The 14,892-nt window shown below is 64.1% G+C and carries 14 protein-coding genes; 7 read left to right on the top strand and 7 right to left on the bottom strand.

Translation table 11 applies throughout. The annotated features are described in order from the left end of the window. The first annotated feature begins 31 nt into the window (after positions 1-31). Complete coding sequence (locus tag MHM88_RS15695) at positions 32-718, top strand: rhomboid family intramembrane serine protease (protein WP_239367359.1); 687 nt, start codon at positions 32-34, stop codon at positions 716-718. A gap of 18 nt (positions 719-736) precedes the next feature. On the opposite strand, the gene murJ is transcribed toward MHM88_RS15695, so the two are convergent. From murJ to MHM88_RS15680, 3 genes are read right to left on the bottom strand one after another with little or no spacing between them, the layout of a single operon-like run. Beyond that, positions 737-2,284, bottom strand: a complete 1,548-nt coding sequence (murJ, locus tag MHM88_RS15690; protein WP_239367357.1) for a murein biosynthesis integral membrane protein MurJ — start codon at positions 2,282-2,284, stop codon at positions 737-739. Continuing rightward, positions 2,281-5,109 carry a [protein-PII] uridylyltransferase gene (locus MHM88_RS15685; RefSeq protein ID WP_239367355.1) on the bottom strand — a complete coding sequence of 943 codons (2,829 nt, stop codon included), beginning with the start codon at positions 5,107-5,109 and terminating at the stop codon, positions 2,281-2,283. Before MHM88_RS15685 ends, murJ begins: the two co-directional genes overlap by 4 nt. Then, complete coding sequence (locus MHM88_RS15680) at positions 5,069-6,244, bottom strand: penicillin-binding protein activator (RefSeq protein WP_370687499.1); 1,176 nt, start codon at positions 6,242-6,244, stop codon at positions 5,069-5,071. The genes MHM88_RS15685 and MHM88_RS15680 overlap by 41 nt, the downstream gene beginning before the upstream one ends. Before the next feature lie 97 nt (positions 6,245-6,341). Between MHM88_RS15680 and rsmI the strand changes: the two genes are divergently transcribed. Genes rsmI through MHM88_RS15660 form a run of 4 tightly spaced genes read left to right on the top strand, consistent with a single transcriptional unit; the run spans position 6,342 to position 9,465 of the window. Beyond that, positions 6,342-7,199, top strand: a complete 858-nt coding sequence (gene rsmI / locus MHM88_RS15675; protein WP_239367351.1) for a 16S rRNA (cytidine(1402)-2'-O)-methyltransferase — start codon at positions 6,342-6,344, stop codon at positions 7,197-7,199. Positions 7,200-7,210: 11 nt separating this feature from the next. Continuing rightward, complete coding sequence (locus MHM88_RS15670; protein WP_239367349.1) at positions 7,211-7,585, top strand: YraN family protein; 375 nt, start codon at positions 7,211-7,213, stop codon at positions 7,583-7,585. A 60-nt stretch (positions 7,586-7,645) separates the two neighbouring features. After that, positions 7,646-8,581, top strand: coding sequence for a glutathione synthase (gene gshB, locus MHM88_RS15665; protein ID WP_239367347.1), 936 nt, complete (start codon positions 7,646-7,648; stop codon positions 8,579-8,581). Beyond that, positions 8,578-9,465, top strand: a complete 888-nt coding sequence (locus MHM88_RS15660; RefSeq protein ID WP_239367345.1) for an alpha/beta hydrolase — start codon at positions 8,578-8,580, stop codon at positions 9,463-9,465. Before gshB ends, MHM88_RS15660 begins: the two co-directional genes overlap by 4 nt. Positions 9,466-9,474: 9 nt before the next feature. Here MHM88_RS15660 and MHM88_RS15655 read toward each other — a convergent pair whose 3' ends face one another. The 4 genes from MHM88_RS15655 to cobU all read right to left on the bottom strand — a co-directional run bounded on the left by MHM88_RS15655 (position 9,475) and on the right by cobU (position 12,927). After that, the gene (locus MHM88_RS15655; protein WP_239367343.1) at positions 9,475-10,977 is read right to left on the bottom strand and encodes a YifB family Mg chelatase-like AAA ATPase; all 1,503 of its coding nucleotides are present in this window, start codon (positions 10,975-10,977) and stop codon (positions 9,475-9,477) included. A gap of 113 nt (positions 10,978-11,090) precedes the next feature. Beyond that, positions 11,091-11,771 (bottom strand): glutathione S-transferase, encoded by a 681-nt coding sequence (locus MHM88_RS15650; RefSeq protein ID WP_239367341.1) that lies wholly within the window; start codon positions 11,769-11,771, stop codon positions 11,091-11,093. 59 nt (positions 11,772-11,830) lie between these two features. Further along, positions 11,831-12,412, bottom strand: coding sequence for a histidine phosphatase family protein (locus MHM88_RS15645; RefSeq protein ID WP_239367339.1), 582 nt, complete (start codon positions 12,410-12,412; stop codon positions 11,831-11,833). Beyond that, positions 12,409-12,927, bottom strand: coding sequence for a bifunctional adenosylcobinamide kinase/adenosylcobinamide-phosphate guanylyltransferase (gene cobU / locus MHM88_RS15640; RefSeq protein WP_239367337.1), 519 nt, complete (start codon positions 12,925-12,927; stop codon positions 12,409-12,411). Before cobU ends, MHM88_RS15645 begins: the two co-directional genes overlap by 4 nt. A 186-nt stretch (positions 12,928-13,113) precedes the next feature. Here cobU and MHM88_RS15635 point away from each other — a divergent pair, with 186 nt between their 5' ends. Together MHM88_RS15635 and MHM88_RS15630 are read left to right on the top strand one after the other, a co-directional pair. Beyond that, positions 13,114-13,992 carry an RNA polymerase factor sigma-32 gene (locus MHM88_RS15635; RefSeq protein ID WP_239322787.1) on the top strand — a complete coding sequence of 293 codons (879 nt, stop codon included), beginning with the start codon at positions 13,114-13,116 and terminating at the stop codon, positions 13,990-13,992. Positions 13,993-13,994: 2 nt separating this feature from the next. Next, a complete protein-coding gene (locus MHM88_RS15630) occupies positions 13,995-14,882 on the top strand; it encodes a ChaN family lipoprotein (protein WP_239367335.1) in 888 nt (295 codons plus the stop codon). Positions 14,883-14,892: the final 10 nt, after the last annotated feature.

Genomic DNA, 14,892 nt, shown 5'->3' with positions numbered 1-14,892 from the left:
GAGCGCGAGAGAGCGCCGGAGAGCAGGACCAATGCAAGATCAAAACCAATCCCCCTTTAACGCGCTGCCACCGGTGGTGGTGGCTCTGGTGATCGTGATCCTCGGGATCGAAGTGGTGTTCTCGCTCGGCGCGCGCGGCCTGATCGGCGGGCCGGAGGCGGTCGGCTGGCGATTGAGCGCGCTACAGGAATACGGCTTTGGCGCGCAGTATTTCTGGTGGATGTGGGAGAGCGGAACCTGGCCCTTTGATCTGCTAAAGCGCTTTGTCTCCTACGCTTTTGTGCATGGCGTTTTTACCCAGACGATCTTTGTCTGCGTGTTCCTGCTGGCCATGGGCAAGATGGTGGGCGAAGCGATGGGAGAGATCGCCGTGGTGTTGATCTTTCTCGGCTCTGCCATCGGCGGGGCGCTGGCCTATGCGCTCTTGGTGGGCGGCAATGTGGCGTTGATCGGGGGCTTTCCGGCGGTCTATGGGCTGATTGGTGGGTTTACCCATCTGTTGTGGCTGTCGCTTGCGACCGTGGGGGCGCAGCAATATCGGGCGTTCTCCCTGATTGCCTTCTTGATGGGTATTCAGCTGCTCTTTGGCCTGATCTTTGGCGGCAGCCCGGAGTGGGTGGCCGACCTCGCGGGCTTTGGCACCGGATTTATGATGTCGTTCTTTCTGGTGCCCGGCGGGTGGGCGCGGATCTTGCAGAAACTGCGTCAGGAACGGTGATGGGGTGGGGCCCCGCGGTCAGGCTTTGCCGCGCCGCAGGGCCGATCTGAACTCCGACAGTCTGAAGGCCCCGATGATCTGGCCGATGGCGAAATAGGCCACCGCACCGATCACGATCAGCGCCAGCAGGGCGAGGTAGCGCCAGTAGGCCGTCGCCAATGCCGGGCCGAGCAGTGCGGCGGCGGCGAACAAAACGCCGCCCATGGCAATTGATGCCAGCACGATGCGCAAGCAACGGCGTTGAAAGCGCGCGTCAAACTGCGCCGCCGCCCCCATGCGCCGTGCGCCGAGCCAGAGTTGCAGCACCATCACCCAGCCCGCCGCCGGGGCGGCGATGGCCGGGGCCAGCCAGCCAAAGACAGGTTGCAATCCCACCGCAAGAACGGCGTTCACCACCATTGCAACAAGCGCGTAGTGAAACGGGCTACGAGTGTCTTCGCGCGCAAAGTAGAGCGGTTGCAGCACTTTTTGCAGAACAAACGCCGGCAGCCCTGCGCCGTAGATGGCCACGGCCATGGCAATGGCTGCCGCATCCTGCGGTCCCGTTGCGCCACGCTCATACAGGACAGAGACCAGCGGCAGCGGAATGGCGATAAAGGCCACGGCGGATGGGATCGTCAGCAGCAGGGAAAACTCGCCCGCGCGCGACAGCGCATCCTGCGCGCCCTGATCGTCTCCGGCCCGCAGGCGGCGCGACAGGTCGGGCAGCAAGACGATGCCCACCGCGATGCCCACCACGCCAAGCGGCAATTGATAGAGCCGATCCGCCAGCGAAAGCCAGGAAACCGCACCGGCGTAGCTGGAGGCAACTGCCTGACCCACCACCAGATTGACCTGTGTCACCCCCATCGCGAGGGCGGCGGGCAGGGCGACGCGCACCAGTTGCTTCATCTCGGGGGTGAGGCGGGGCAATCCGGGGCGCAGGGAGATGCCCGCACGTGCGGCGGCGCTCCAGACCAGCGCCAGTTGCGCGATGCCTGCAAAGGGGATCACCCAGACCAGCCAGTCGATTACCTCTTGTCCGAGTAAAGCGCCCGCGATCATTGCGGCGCAGGCGAGGATGTTCAACAGCACCGGCGCCGCCGCCGCTGCCGCAAAGCGCCCGGTGGCATTCAAAACGCCGGAAAACAGTGCGGCCAGCGACATGCAGAGGATATAAGGAAAGACAATGCGGCCATAGCCCACGGTCAGATCAAACCGCGCATCGCCGTCAAAACCACCGGCGGTCAGCAGCACCAGCGCCGGCATGAACACCATGCCCAATGCCGTCAGCAACAGAACCGAGGCGGCAAGAAGATTGAACGCATCTTGGGCAAAGCCCTGCGGGTTCTCATCCGCCTCCCAGCGTTTGGCAAACATCGGCACGAAGGCTGCGTTGAACGCGCCCTCGGCAAAGAAACGGCGGAACATATTGGGCAGGCGGAAGGCGGCGTAAAACGCATCTCCCAGAACACCGGGACCGATATAGGCGGCGATCAGGATTTCACGCATGAAGCCCAGAACCCGGCTCGCCAGCGTCCAGAATCCGACTGTCATAAAGCCGGACATCAATTTGATCGGCTTCATGTATCGGCCCGCTTTGCACCGTCGATGATGGCTTCGCGCAGTTTTTTCTCGAGCGACTGCTGCTTGGCTGCGGAGTGGTATTTCAAACCGAACATGTCCTTGACGTAGAAACTGTCCACCACCTGTTCGCCGTAGGTCGCGATGACCGCATTGGCGATATAGACGTTCGCCGCCGCCAAGGTGCGCGCCAGGTCATAGAGCAGGCCGGGGCGGTCGCGGGTGTCCACCTCGATGATGGTGTAGATATCGGAACCGTCGTTATCAAAGGTGATATGGGTCGGCACCCGGAACGCGCGCTCGCGCTTCTTGATCTTGTCGCGCGATTTCAGCGCGTCGCGGGCGATCACTTCACCATGCAGGGTTTTCTCGATCATGCTGCGCAGGCGGGGCAGGCGGGAGGCCTCGAACGGGTGACCGTCAGCATCCTGAATCCAGAAGGCATCGGTCACAAACCCGTCCTTGGTGGTGTAGCTGCGCGCATCGACCACATTGGCCCCCACCAGCGCCAGCGCGCCCGCGATACGGGCAAAAATGCCCGGATGGTCCGGCATCACGAAACAGGCGCGGGTGGCGTCGCGGTCTTCGTCCGGGTGCAGACGCACCAGCATGGCCGAAGGGTCATCCAGCCTGTCGATCTCGCGCAGCATCTCGGCAAAATCCACATGCGCGGTGACATGCAGCCCCTGCCAATAGGGCGGATAATGGCGGGCGGTTTCGCGTTTGACGGCGGCTTTTTCCCAGTCGGGCAGGGCCTTGCGCAGGCGTTTCTTGGCCTCGGTGCCGCGATGCTCGCGGTTAAAGGCTTCGAGCCCGTTCTCCATCGCATCGCGGGTCTGGTTATAAAGCGCGCGCAAGAGCACCGCTTTCCAGTTGTTCCACGTATCCGGGCCGACGCCGCGAATGTCGCAGACCGTCAGCAGCAGCAAGAGATCCAGCCGTTTGACCGTCTGCACCGCCTTGGCAAAATCGCGCACCGTGCGCGGGTCGGCAATGTCGCGTTTCTGTGCGGTGTCCGACATCAGCAGATGGTAGCGCACCAGCCATTCCACCGTCTCGGATTCGGATTTGTTGAGCCCCAGCCGAGGCGCGACCTTGCGGGCGATCTGCGCGCCAAGAATAGAGTGGTCCTGCGGACGTCCCTTGCCGATGTCATGCAGCAGCATGGCGATGATCAGCACCTTGCGATTGACGCCCTGTTTGATCAGCGAGGACGACAGCGGCAACTCATCCTCCAGCTCGCCCCGCTCAATGGCAGAGAAGTTGGAGATCACTTGGATCGTGTGCTCATCCACCGTGTAGGAGTGATACATGTTGAACTGCATCATCGCCACGATCGGCTCGAACTCCGGGATGAAGGTCGACAGAACCCCCAGTTCATTCATGCGCCGCAGCACGCGCTCCGGGTTGCCGTGTTTCAGCAGCAGGTCGATGAAGATCCGCCGCGCATCCGGGTTGTTGCGCATTTCGTCATCAATCAGATGCAGGTTGCCGCGCACCAGTCGCATGCTGTCAGGATGCAGCAACAAGCCTGTGCGCAGCGCCTCTTCGAACATGCGCAACAGGTTCAGCTTGTCCTGCAGGAAACTCTCGGGGTCGGCAATTTCCAGACGGTTGTGATTGATCTTATAGCCGGGTTTGACGCGCGGTTTGCGCCGGAAGATGCGCTCCAGCAGCGGTTCGCTCTTGAGCTGGCTGTCTTCGAGTTTGGAGAGCAGGATGCGGGTCACATCGCCCACCTGCGTGGCATGGCGGAAGTAATCCTGCATGAAGACCTCGACCGCGCGCCGACCAGACGTGTCCTGATAGCCCATGCGCTCGGCGACCTGCACCTGCATGTCAAAGGTCAGTTGCTCGGTGGCGCGCCCCGCACTCAGATGCAGATGCGCCCGCACGGCCCAGAGGAAGTTTTCAGCCTTTGCAAAGAAATCAAATTCTTCGGGGCGAAACAGGCCAAGGGGCACCAGTTCGGCCACGTCCTGCACCTTGTAGAGATACTTGGCGATCCAGAACAGCGATTGCAGATCGCGCAAGCCGCCTTTGCCCTCCTTGACGTTGGGCTCCACCATGTAGCGCTCGCCCTGCTTCAGGTGGCGGGCGTCGCGTTCGGCCAGCTTGGCGTCGATGAACTCGGCGGCGTCCTTGGCAAAGAGATCCTTGGCCAAACGCTCTTCCAATTCTGCCGCGAGGGGGCCGTGACCGGCCAGAAACCGGTGCTCCAGCATGGCGGTCCGGATGGTGAAATCCTCGGAGCCTAGGCGGATGCAGTCCTTGATGGTGCGGCTGGAATGGCCGACCTTCAGCCGCAGATCCCACAGGATATAGAGCATGGATTCAATCACGCTCTCCGCCCAGGCGGTGATCTTGTAGGGCGTCAGGAACAGCAGGTCGACGTCGGAAAAGGGCGCCATCTCCCCCCGGCCATAGCCCCCCACCGCAAAGACAGAGATCCGTTCACCTGTCGTGGGGGTGGCGATCGGGTGCAGCACGTCCACCGCCGCAGTCAGTGCCGTCGTCACCAGCCCATCGGTCAGATAGGTATAGGACCGCGCGAGCTCCCGGGCGGCAAAGGGCTGGAGTTCAAAGGCCTCGGCAATGGCACTGCGCCCGGCCTGGTTGGCCTCGCGCAACAGCGTCACCACGGCGGCGCGAAACTCGGCCCCCTGCACCTCCTGAGACAGTTCATGCACCCGGGCGCGGATCGCGTCGGTGTCAAAAATCGCACTGGGGTCGCAGATCAGCGACCCCAGAGGTTCAGGAAGGATTTTGGTGTTGGCGTCCGCCGGTTCAGGAACCGGCTCCGGGGAAACTTCTGGGCGCTGGGTCAATGATGACGACTTTCTGATCCTGGATCGTGGCAACGGCAAGGCCGCGTTCATTGGTGCCATCCGGGCGCAGGCGGAAAATACCACCGGTGCCCTGGAAGCCCGCGGGCTGGGTCAGGGCAGCGCCGGTGAGGGCACCGGAATTGCCGGCGCTGACAAGCGCGCCGATCGCGGCGATCCCGTCATAGGCGAGGCCGCCGATGGGGTGCGGGGCTGCACCATAGGTGGATTGATAGCGCGCCCGGAAGGCTTCGGTCTTCTGCGGGTCGGGCAGGGCGAACCAGCCGTTCTGCACGCCGGGCAGCTCCAGCGTCTGGGCGGGAATGTCCCAACGGGTGAGGCCCATGTACTGCACGTCGGTGGTCTTCACGCCGGCCTCGGGCAGCAGCTGCGTCAGCAGCGGCAGCGCACCTGCGGTGGTGGCGGTCATGAACATGACATCCGCATTGGACTGGCGCACGCTGTTGGTAATGGTTGGAACCGCGTTGATGACGCCCTGCTGCGACAGGTCGTAGCTCACATTGCCGGCCAGCGTCATGCCGCTTTGAACGGCGGCCAGCTGGATGGCCGAGCGGCCCGCCTGGCCTGCGGCATTGTTGCCGGAGACCACGACCATGGTGCGTTTGCCCTGGCGGGCCGCATATTGCGTCAGCCGGTTGGCGGAGTTGTCGAAGGTGGCGCCCATGACAAAGACATTGCCGCCGGCGATCGAGGTGTTGTTGGAAAAGGCCAGCACGTTGACGCCGCGCTTGGCCGCCGCGATGCCTGCGGCATTGGCGGCTTCGGCGTAGACCGGGCCGAGGATGATGCGCGCCCCGTCCTGCACCGCCAGTGTCGCCACATTGGCGGCGGTCTGCGGGTTGCCGGCGGTGTCGTAGACGCGCAGGTCCACCTGCACACCGTTGAGGTCGGCGATTGCCAGACGCGCCGCGTTTTCCAGGCTTTTCGCCAGCACATCATCGCCGCGCTGCGCCGACCCGCGTGGCACCAGCAGAGCAACAGGGACAGGTTTCGAGGTGTTGATGGTCGGTCCCCCGCCGGAAATCGCGCCGGGGTCACAGGCCGCCACAAGGGCGGAGGCCGCTACGGCGGTGGCGGTCAGGACAATCTTGCGGGCCCGATTGAAAACAGCAAACATAAAGCGCATAAACTCCCTGTTCCGGGCTGCGGCGTTATGCATCGCGCACCCGTTTTGGTTCGGGGCGATCATAGACGACCAGAAAAGCGGGTCCAGCGTGAATCATAAAATCGTCAGTTTACCGCCGGGGTTGTACTTCGTCGCAACGCCCATCGGCACCGCACGGGACATCACCCTGCGCGCGCTCGACGTCCTGGCCTCGGCGGACGTGATCGCGGCCGAGGATACGCGCTCCATGCGCAAGCTCCTCGACATCCACGGGGTGCCACTGGGGGAACGCCCCGTCGTGGCCTATCATGACCACTCCGGGGCCGGGGCACGCGCGCGTCTGATGGCGGATCTTGCGGCAGGAAAATCGGTGGCTTATGCGTCCGAGGCGGGCATGCCGATGATTGCCGACCCGGGCTATGACCTGAGCCGGGAGGCGGCGCAGGCAGGCCATCTGGTGACCGCGGCACCGGGGGCCTCTGCCGCGCTTTGCGCGCTCACGCTTGCAGGCCTGCCGACGGATGCGTTTTTCTTTGCCGGGTTCCTGCCCAACGCCAGCGGCGCGCGGCGCAAGCGCCTGGAAGAGGTGGCGAATATCCCCGGCACCCTGGTGTTTTACGAATCACCCAAACGCGTCGCGGCCTCGCTTGCGGATATGGCGGCAGTCCTTGGCGGGCGCGAGGCGGCGCTGTGCCGTGAGCTCACCAAAAAATTTGAAGAGGTCCGCCGCGGATCGCTCGCCGATCTTGCCGCGGGACTTGCCGACGCGCCGGTAAAGGGTGAAATCGTCATCCTCGTGGACCGTCAGCGGGCGGCCGCGGCCAGCGCCGCGGATCTGGAGGCCGACCTGCGCGCGGCGTTGCGGGACAACTCGGTCAAGGATGCAGCCGCCATTGTCGCCGAGGCGCATGGCGAGCCACGTCGCAAGATCTATCAACAAGCGCTTCAGATCGCGCGCGAGGACTGAGGGCGGTCAGCATGGGGCAGGGCAAACGGGCGACGGGGCAACGGTCTCATATCGCAGGCGCTGCCGCCGAGGAGATCGCCATTCGCGCGTATCTCGCCCGTGGGTATGCGGTGGCCGAAACCCGCTGGCGCGGCCCGCATGGCGAGATTGATCTGATCCTGCGGGACGGCGACGGCGTGATCTTTGCCGAGGTCAAGTCGAGCGCCACCCGCGACGCAGCCGCCGCCCGTATTCGCCCTGCGCAAATGCAGCGGGTGATGGCAAGCGCGGCGGCCTTCCTCGATGCCGAACCCAAGGGGCAACTCACCGACGCGCGGCTTGATGTGGTGCTGGTCTGGGGCGCGGGCGAGGTGGAGATTATCGAAAATGCCTATGGCCACGGCTGAGCCATTGAACATGGCCCGCGCCTGCGCCATGTAACGATGGTGAAACAAGGGACACATAGTATGAAAATCGCATTTCAGATGGACCCGATCATGGGCGTCGACATTAATGCCGACAGCAGCTTTCGCCTCGCCGAAGAAGCCCAGAAGCGCGGGCACGACCTGTTTTATTACGATCCCGATCAACTGGCCTATCAGGAAGGGCGCATTACCGCGCGCGGTCAGGACATGGTGGTGCAGCGCGTTGCCGGTACCCCGGCCACGCTGGGAGACATGCGCGAGGTCGATCTGGCGGATTTCGACGTGGTCTGGCTGCGCCAGGATCCGCCGTTCGACATGCACTACATCACCGCGACCCATCTGCTTGACCGGCTGAAGGACGTGACGCTGGTGGTGAATGATCCCTTCTGGGTGCGCAACTACCCGGAAAAACTGCTGGTTCTGGACTTCCCGGAGCTGACGCCGCCGACCACCATCGCCCGCGATCTGGACACCATCAAGGCGTTCAAGGCCAAACATGGCGATGTGATCCTGAAACCGCTCTATGGCAATGGCGGGGCCGGCGTGTTCCGGCTGGATGCCAATGACCGCAACCTGTCGTCTCTGCACGAGCTGTTTACCGGCTTCAGCCGCGAGCCGCTGATCGTGCAGAAATTCCTGCCGGATGTGTCCAATGGTGACAAGCGGGTGATCCTTGTGGATGGCGAACCGGTCGGCGCGATCAACCGCGTGCCCGCAGCGGGGGAAACACGCTCCAACATGCATGTGGGCGGGCGGCCCGAAAAGATTGGCCTGACCGACCGTGACCTTGAAATCTGCGCCGCGATCGGCCCGCTGCTGAAAGAGCGCGGCCAGGTGTTTGTCGGCATCGACGTCATCGGTGACTACCTGACCGAGATCAACGTGACCTCGCCCACCGGCATTCAGGAGCTGGAGCGGTTCAACGGCGTCAATATCGCCGAAAAGGTCTGGGAGGCGATCGAGGCGCGCCTCGCGTGAGCCGCGCACTTGATCTGCTGGTGACCGGGTTGCGCCATGTGGCGCGGCCCCGTCTGCTGACTGTAAAAGAGCCACAGGTGGCGCGCGCCGAGTTTGAGCGCATGGCGCGGCTGGCGTTCCGATCGTCGCCCTATCTGTGCCATATCCAGGATCGCGCCGGGCTGGACCGCATCCAGTGTGGCCGCTGTGCGCCCGGCAAGATCGTGCTTTTTATCCACGGTGGCGGTTATATCGCCGGCAGCCCCAAAAGCTACGCCCCGATGCTGGGTCGGTTGTCGCTGCTCTCCGGGCTCGAGATCTGTGCCCCGGATTATCCGCTCGCGCCAGAGCACCCCGCTCCGGCGGCTTTTGACGCCGCGGTTGCAGCTTGGGAGCATCTGATCGCATCGGGCTATGCGCCCGCTGATGTGGTGCTGGGCGGGGATTCCGCCGGGGGCGGCGCGGCGCTGGCACTGCTGTCGCATCTGTGCCGCAAGGGCACCCCGCCAGCGGCCCTGTTTGCCATGTCGCCCTGGTGTGATCTGACCCTGAGTGGCGATAGCCTGACTCGCAATGCGGATCGCGATCCCTTCCTGCCCGCGGCGCGCATTCGGGAACTGGTGGGCTATGTCCTGCCCCCGGGGATGGAGGCCGCCGATCCGCGTATCTCGCCGCTGTTTGCGACCTTTCCGGACTGTCCGCCGGTGTTGCTGCACTATGGCGAGACCGAGATCCTGTTTGACGATTGCCGCCGCATGGCCGCGCGGCTGCGCGCATCTGGTGCGGCGGTTTCGGAGGATGTGCACCCCACAGCGCCCCATGTCTGGCACCTGTTTGATGGCTGGATACCGGAAGCCCGCAGATCGCTGTGCGATATCGCCTATTTTGCACGCATGTCGCTGTAATCCACGGGGTTAGTGCGGCAACCGGTAGGACAGCGCCTCGGCGACGTGATCGCGCGCGATGTCGGGCGTGGCATCGAGATCAGCAATGGTGCGCGCCACCCGCAACACCCGGTGATAGCCGCGTGCGCTGAGGCCAAAGCGCTCGGAGGCCTGCATCATCAGGGCGCGGCTGTCGGCGTCCAGACGGGCGATCTCTTCCAGTATTCGCCCTTCTGCATCGGCATTCACCGTGGCCCCGTCGCACGCCGCGTAGCGGTCGGCCTGAATGGCGCGGGCCTGCGCAACGCGATCTGCGACGGTGGCAGAGCTTTCTCCGGGGCGGCTGCGCTCCAGATCGGCAAAGGCCACGGGCTCCACCTCGATCCGCAGATCGAACCTGTCCATCAGCGGGCCGGAGATGCGCCCCATGTAATCGGCGCCGCAGGCCGGGGCGCGCGGGCAGGCGCGGGCAGGATCGGTCATGTAGCCGCAGCGGCAGGGATTGGCGGCAGCCACCAGCATGAAACGGCTCGGATAGCGCACATGCGCATTGGCGCGGGCCACCATCACATCGCCGGTTTCCAGCGGTTGGCGCAGGGTTTCCAGAACCGCGCGGGCAAATTCGGGCAGCTCGTCCAGAAACAAGACGCCATTGTGCGCAAGGCTGATTTCACCCGGTTGGGCCCGCCGCCCGCCGCCGACGATGGCCGCCATCGAGGCGGTGTGATGCGGCGCGCGATAGGGGCGGGCGCGGCTGACGCCTCCGGCCTCGATCAGGCCACAGATGGAGTGGATCATCGACGTCTCCAGCGCCTCTTGCGGGGTGAGCGGCGGCAGGATCGACGGCAGGCGGGCGGCCAGCATGGATTTCCCGGCCCCGGGAGGACCGCTCATCAACAGGTGGTGCCGTCCGGCGGCGGCGATCTCCAGCGCCCGGCGGGCGACCTCCTGGCCTTTGACATCCGAGAGATCCTTGTCCGGAGGACCGTCGATCACCTCGCCGGGCTGTGCGGGCGTGATGACGCTCTGGCCGGTGAAATGGCGGATCACATCCGACAGGGACGCGGCCCCGATCACGGTTGTGGCCTCCACCCAGGCGGCTTCGGCGCTGGAGCCCCTGGGGCAGAGCAGGAGCCTATCCTGTTCCGCAGCCGCCAGCGCGGCGGGCAGGGCGCCGGTGATTGCAACCAGGGTGCCGTCCAGCGACAACTCGCCCAGAGACAGGGTTTCATTGGCCGCTTCGGGGGGCAGGATTTCCAGCGCCGCCAGCAGGGCCACGGCGATCGGCAGATCAAAATGGCTGCCCTCCTTGGGCAGGTCCGCAGGCGACAGGTTGATGGTGATCCGTTTGGAGGGCAGGGCGATGGACATCACTGCCAGCGCCGAGCGCACCCGGTCGCGCGCCTCGCTCACCGCCTTGTCCGGCAGACCGACGATGGAAAAGGCCGGAAGCCCCGGTGCGACAGCGCATTGGACCTCGACCGGGTAGGCCTCAACCCCCTGAAATGCAACAGTTTGAGCGCGTGAAATCATAGCTGCCCCCAGAGACACCCCGAATGAGGTGCTCAGGGAGCAGCATTGGAAATCGTGGTTACTGATTGGTTAAAGGGGCCGTGAAGCCACCGCGAAATCGTGCGCGGCCCGGTTCAGAGCACCCAAGGCCTGCGGGCCAGGTCCAGCTGATAGGGCTCCGGATCATAGGTCACCTCGCGTGCGGCCTCTTGCCAGGACAGCACAGCCGGATCGCGCAGCAGTTCGACACAATAGGCGCCGGTCTCGGCCGAGACCGGCAGATCGTAGCCGATGATCCGCGCCGCCACGGGGGTGTAGAACACATCCGCCAGGCTGTAGGTGCCAAACAGCGGGCCGCTGGCGTGACCGGAAGTCTGGCGCGCGTGGGCGAACAGCGTCTCGATCCGCCGCAGATCTGCCAGTACCGCCTCCGAGGGCTGAAACCCCTGCCAAATATGGCTGAGCTGCATCGAGCAATCGCCGCGCAGGGCGGTGAACCCCGCGACCATTTCGGCACAGAGCCAGCGCGCGGTGGCCCGATGTGCGGCCTCCTTGGGCCACAGGCCCGCGTCCGGATGGCGCTCGGCCAGGGTTTCGGCCATCGCCAGGGTTTCGCCGACCACGGTGCCGTCGGGCAGGGTCAGGGTCGGCACCAGCCGCGCGGGCGCAAGCGCGGCCATGTCCTGTGCCATGGTTCCGGAATACAGTCCCACCATGCGCAGCTCGTGCGGCAGGGAGAACTTTTCGAGCATGAGCCAGCCGCGCAAAGACCAACTGGAATACATGCGATCACCGATGTAGAGTGTGTATGTCATGGGGTGATCCTACGGGTCACGCAGCACATCAGTAAAACGAATATTTGCGCGATAACATATCACAAAATTTGATTTATCGCCCCCAGTTGCCACCCCGCCGGAGTGTGGTCGATCCGGGTGACGGAGAGATTGTCGATCTTATGCGCAAAGGCTTCGGAGGCTGTCAGGCCGGCGGCGCGTTGCACCTGACACAGGATCTGGCCAAAGTGACCCACGACGATGATGTCCTGGCCGCGATGGGTCCGACATAGCGTATCGATCTGGTCAGACACGCGCTGCAACAGGGTGTTCCAGCTTTCGCCATTGGGCGGCGCAATGTCACCGGGCTGTTCCCAGAAAGCGCGGATGTGGTCCGGGGAGTGCGCATCAACCTCTGACCAGCGTTGCTGCTCCCAGTCACCGAAGTGCATCTCGCGCAGGTCTCGGGCATGTGGCAACCGGCGGCGGGGGCCCTGAATGGCATCCGCCGTGGTGACTGCGCGGCGCAGGTCGGAGGAGACCACAACCGCATCCGCGGGCAGGGTTTCCGACAAACGTGCAAGCGCTGCGGTATCCGACAGGTCGGCAGGCAGGTCGGACCAGCCCACCATGCATTTTGCGTGGGTCGGCCCGTGGCGGACCATGTGAAATCGTGTGATCACAGCGCCCCCTTCAGCACCAGAGGCAACCCTGCCGCAACCAGGACGACGCGCTCCGCCTGTTCGGCCAGGGCGATGTTCAATCTCCCCTGAGCCTCGCGGAAGCGGCGGGCGAGGGCGTTCTCCGGTACGATGCCAAGCCCGGTTTCATTGGTGACGATCACGACCTCGGCAGGGCAGTTGGCGATGGCCGCCAGCAGCGCCTCGGTTTCCTGCTCCAGATCATGCTCGGCCAGCAGGTGGTTGGTCAGCCACATTGTTGCGCAATCCATCAGCAGGACATCCTCTGCCTGCACACGCGGCATCACCCGGCTGGCATCAAAGGGTTCCTCGATCGTGGTCCAGTCCCCGCCTCTCTGGGTCAGATGGCGGGCGACCTTCTGTTGCATCTCGGGGTCAAGTATTTGTGATGTTGCCCAATAGATCCGGTTTTTTCCTGTGTTCACACAGGCTTGCTCGGCGAACGCGGATTTTCCGGATGCGGCGCCGCCGAGAATAACTGTGACTCTGCCCGACAAGATGGGTACCCTCAAAGTTGTAAGTGTGCTTCGCGTTGCGACAGGTCTCGCAACCGGCAAAACAATACGGCGCTGCTGCCGAACCCTTCAATGCCACGATCACTTTCGACAGTCAGCTAGACTATTTTTGAACCAAAGCCGGCCCTCACGCGTTGTCAACGTAGTTCTTAGAACAGGGAGTTTAAAATGGCACTGGACGAGACCACCGAAAACCCCCTCCCGAAGCGGGCGATGAAAGCCGAGCTTCTGGATGCTGAAACCGAGTTGGCGCTCGCCTATGCATGGCGGGACGAAAAGGATGTGCAGGCGCTGCATCGCCTGATCACGGCGTATATGCGGCTTGCGGTGTCGATGGCCTCGAAGTTCCGTCGCTACGGTGCGCCCATGAACGACCTGATCCAGGAAGCGGGCCTGGGGCTGATGAAGGCAGCGGAGAAATTCGATCCGGATCGCGGCGTGCGATTTTCGACCTATGCGGTATGGTGGATCAAGGCGTCGATCCAGGATTACGTGATGCGCAACTGGTCGATGGTGCGCACCGGCTCCACCTCGGCGCAGAAATCCCTGTTCTTCAACATGCGCCGGGTTCAGGCACAGCTGGAACGCGCCGCAGAGAGCGAAGGGGTCGAGCTGGACCGGCACAAGCTGCACCAGATGATCGCCGAGGAAATCGGCGTGCCGCTGCGTGATGTCGAAATGATGGATGGTCGCCTGGCCGGGGCGGATTTCTCGCTCAATGCCGTGCAATCCGCCGATGAGGACGGGCGGGAGTGGATCGACGCGCTGGAGGACGATCGCGAACAGGCGGCAGAGCTGGTCGAGGCCGATCATGACACGCGCAAGCTGCGCAACTGGCTGGTGACGGCGCTCAATGGGCTCAACGAGCGGGAGCGCTTTATCGTGCGTGAACGCAAGCTGCGCGAAGATCCCCGCACGCTGGAAAGCCTCGGCACCGAGCTGGGCCTGTCCAAGGAACGGGTGCGGCAGCTGGAGGCCGCAGCCTTTGTGAAAATGCGCAAGACGCTTGAAGGTCAGTCCCGCGAGGTGCAGAACTTCCTCTTATGAGGATGACGACTGGAACACGCAGAGCTGGCCTGCCGGGCCCGGCCCGCGCAATCGCCGGGCACCTGAAAGCCCTGACACAGTTGACACTGGCAGGCTGGATCGTTGTCTGGGTCCTGTGCCTTTTCGGGCCTGCGATGGCGCAATCGGAGGTTTCCCCGGATCTTTTGCGGCGTGCAACGCAGGCCGACATCGTCATTCTGGGCGAGGTGCATGACAACCCGGACCACCACAGGACGCAGGCTGCCCTGATTTCCGAGATCGCCCCTGCGGCCGTGGTATGGGAAATGCTGACGCAGCAGCAGGCGGCGCGTTTGACGCCTGAGGCGCTGCAAGCGGCGGATGACCTGCCGCAGGTGCTGGCGTGGCAGCAGTCCGGCTGGCCCGAGTTTTCCCTGTACAGACCGGTGTTTGAAGCCGCCCGCGCGGCGCGTCACTGGGGCGCGGCGGTGCCGCGTGCCGACGCGCGGACAGCGATGCGCGCAGGTGTGATCAGCTTCTTTGGGGCCGATGCCGATCGGTTTGGTCTGGAGATGCCCCTTGCCGCGCCAGAACAGGCCCAACGCGAGGCCGACCAGCAGGCGGCCCATTGCAATGCGCTGCCAGAACATCTGCTGCCCGCAATGGTTGATATTCAACGTTTGCGGGATGCCACCCTTGCCCGGGCCGCGCTGGCGGCGCTGACTGAGACTGGGGGACCGGTTGTGGTGATCACGGGCAATGGCCATGCGCGTCGCGATCGCGGCGTACCGGTCTATCTGCACAGGGCGTCCGACGAGGTGGCAGTGTTCGCCCTGGGGCAGGCCGAGGCCGGTCGGATCGAGGGGGACTTCGATGCGGTTGTCTCCGCCCCGCCGGTCGAACGCCCGGACCCCTGCGCGGCCTTCGACTGACCCATGTGAC

The sequence above is a fragment of the Epibacterium sp. MM17-32 genome, from assembly GCF_022348205.1.
GTDB lineage: Bacteria > Pseudomonadota > Alphaproteobacteria > Rhodobacterales > Rhodobacteraceae > Epibacterium.
This window is presented reverse-complemented; position numbering and strand designations above follow the sequence as displayed.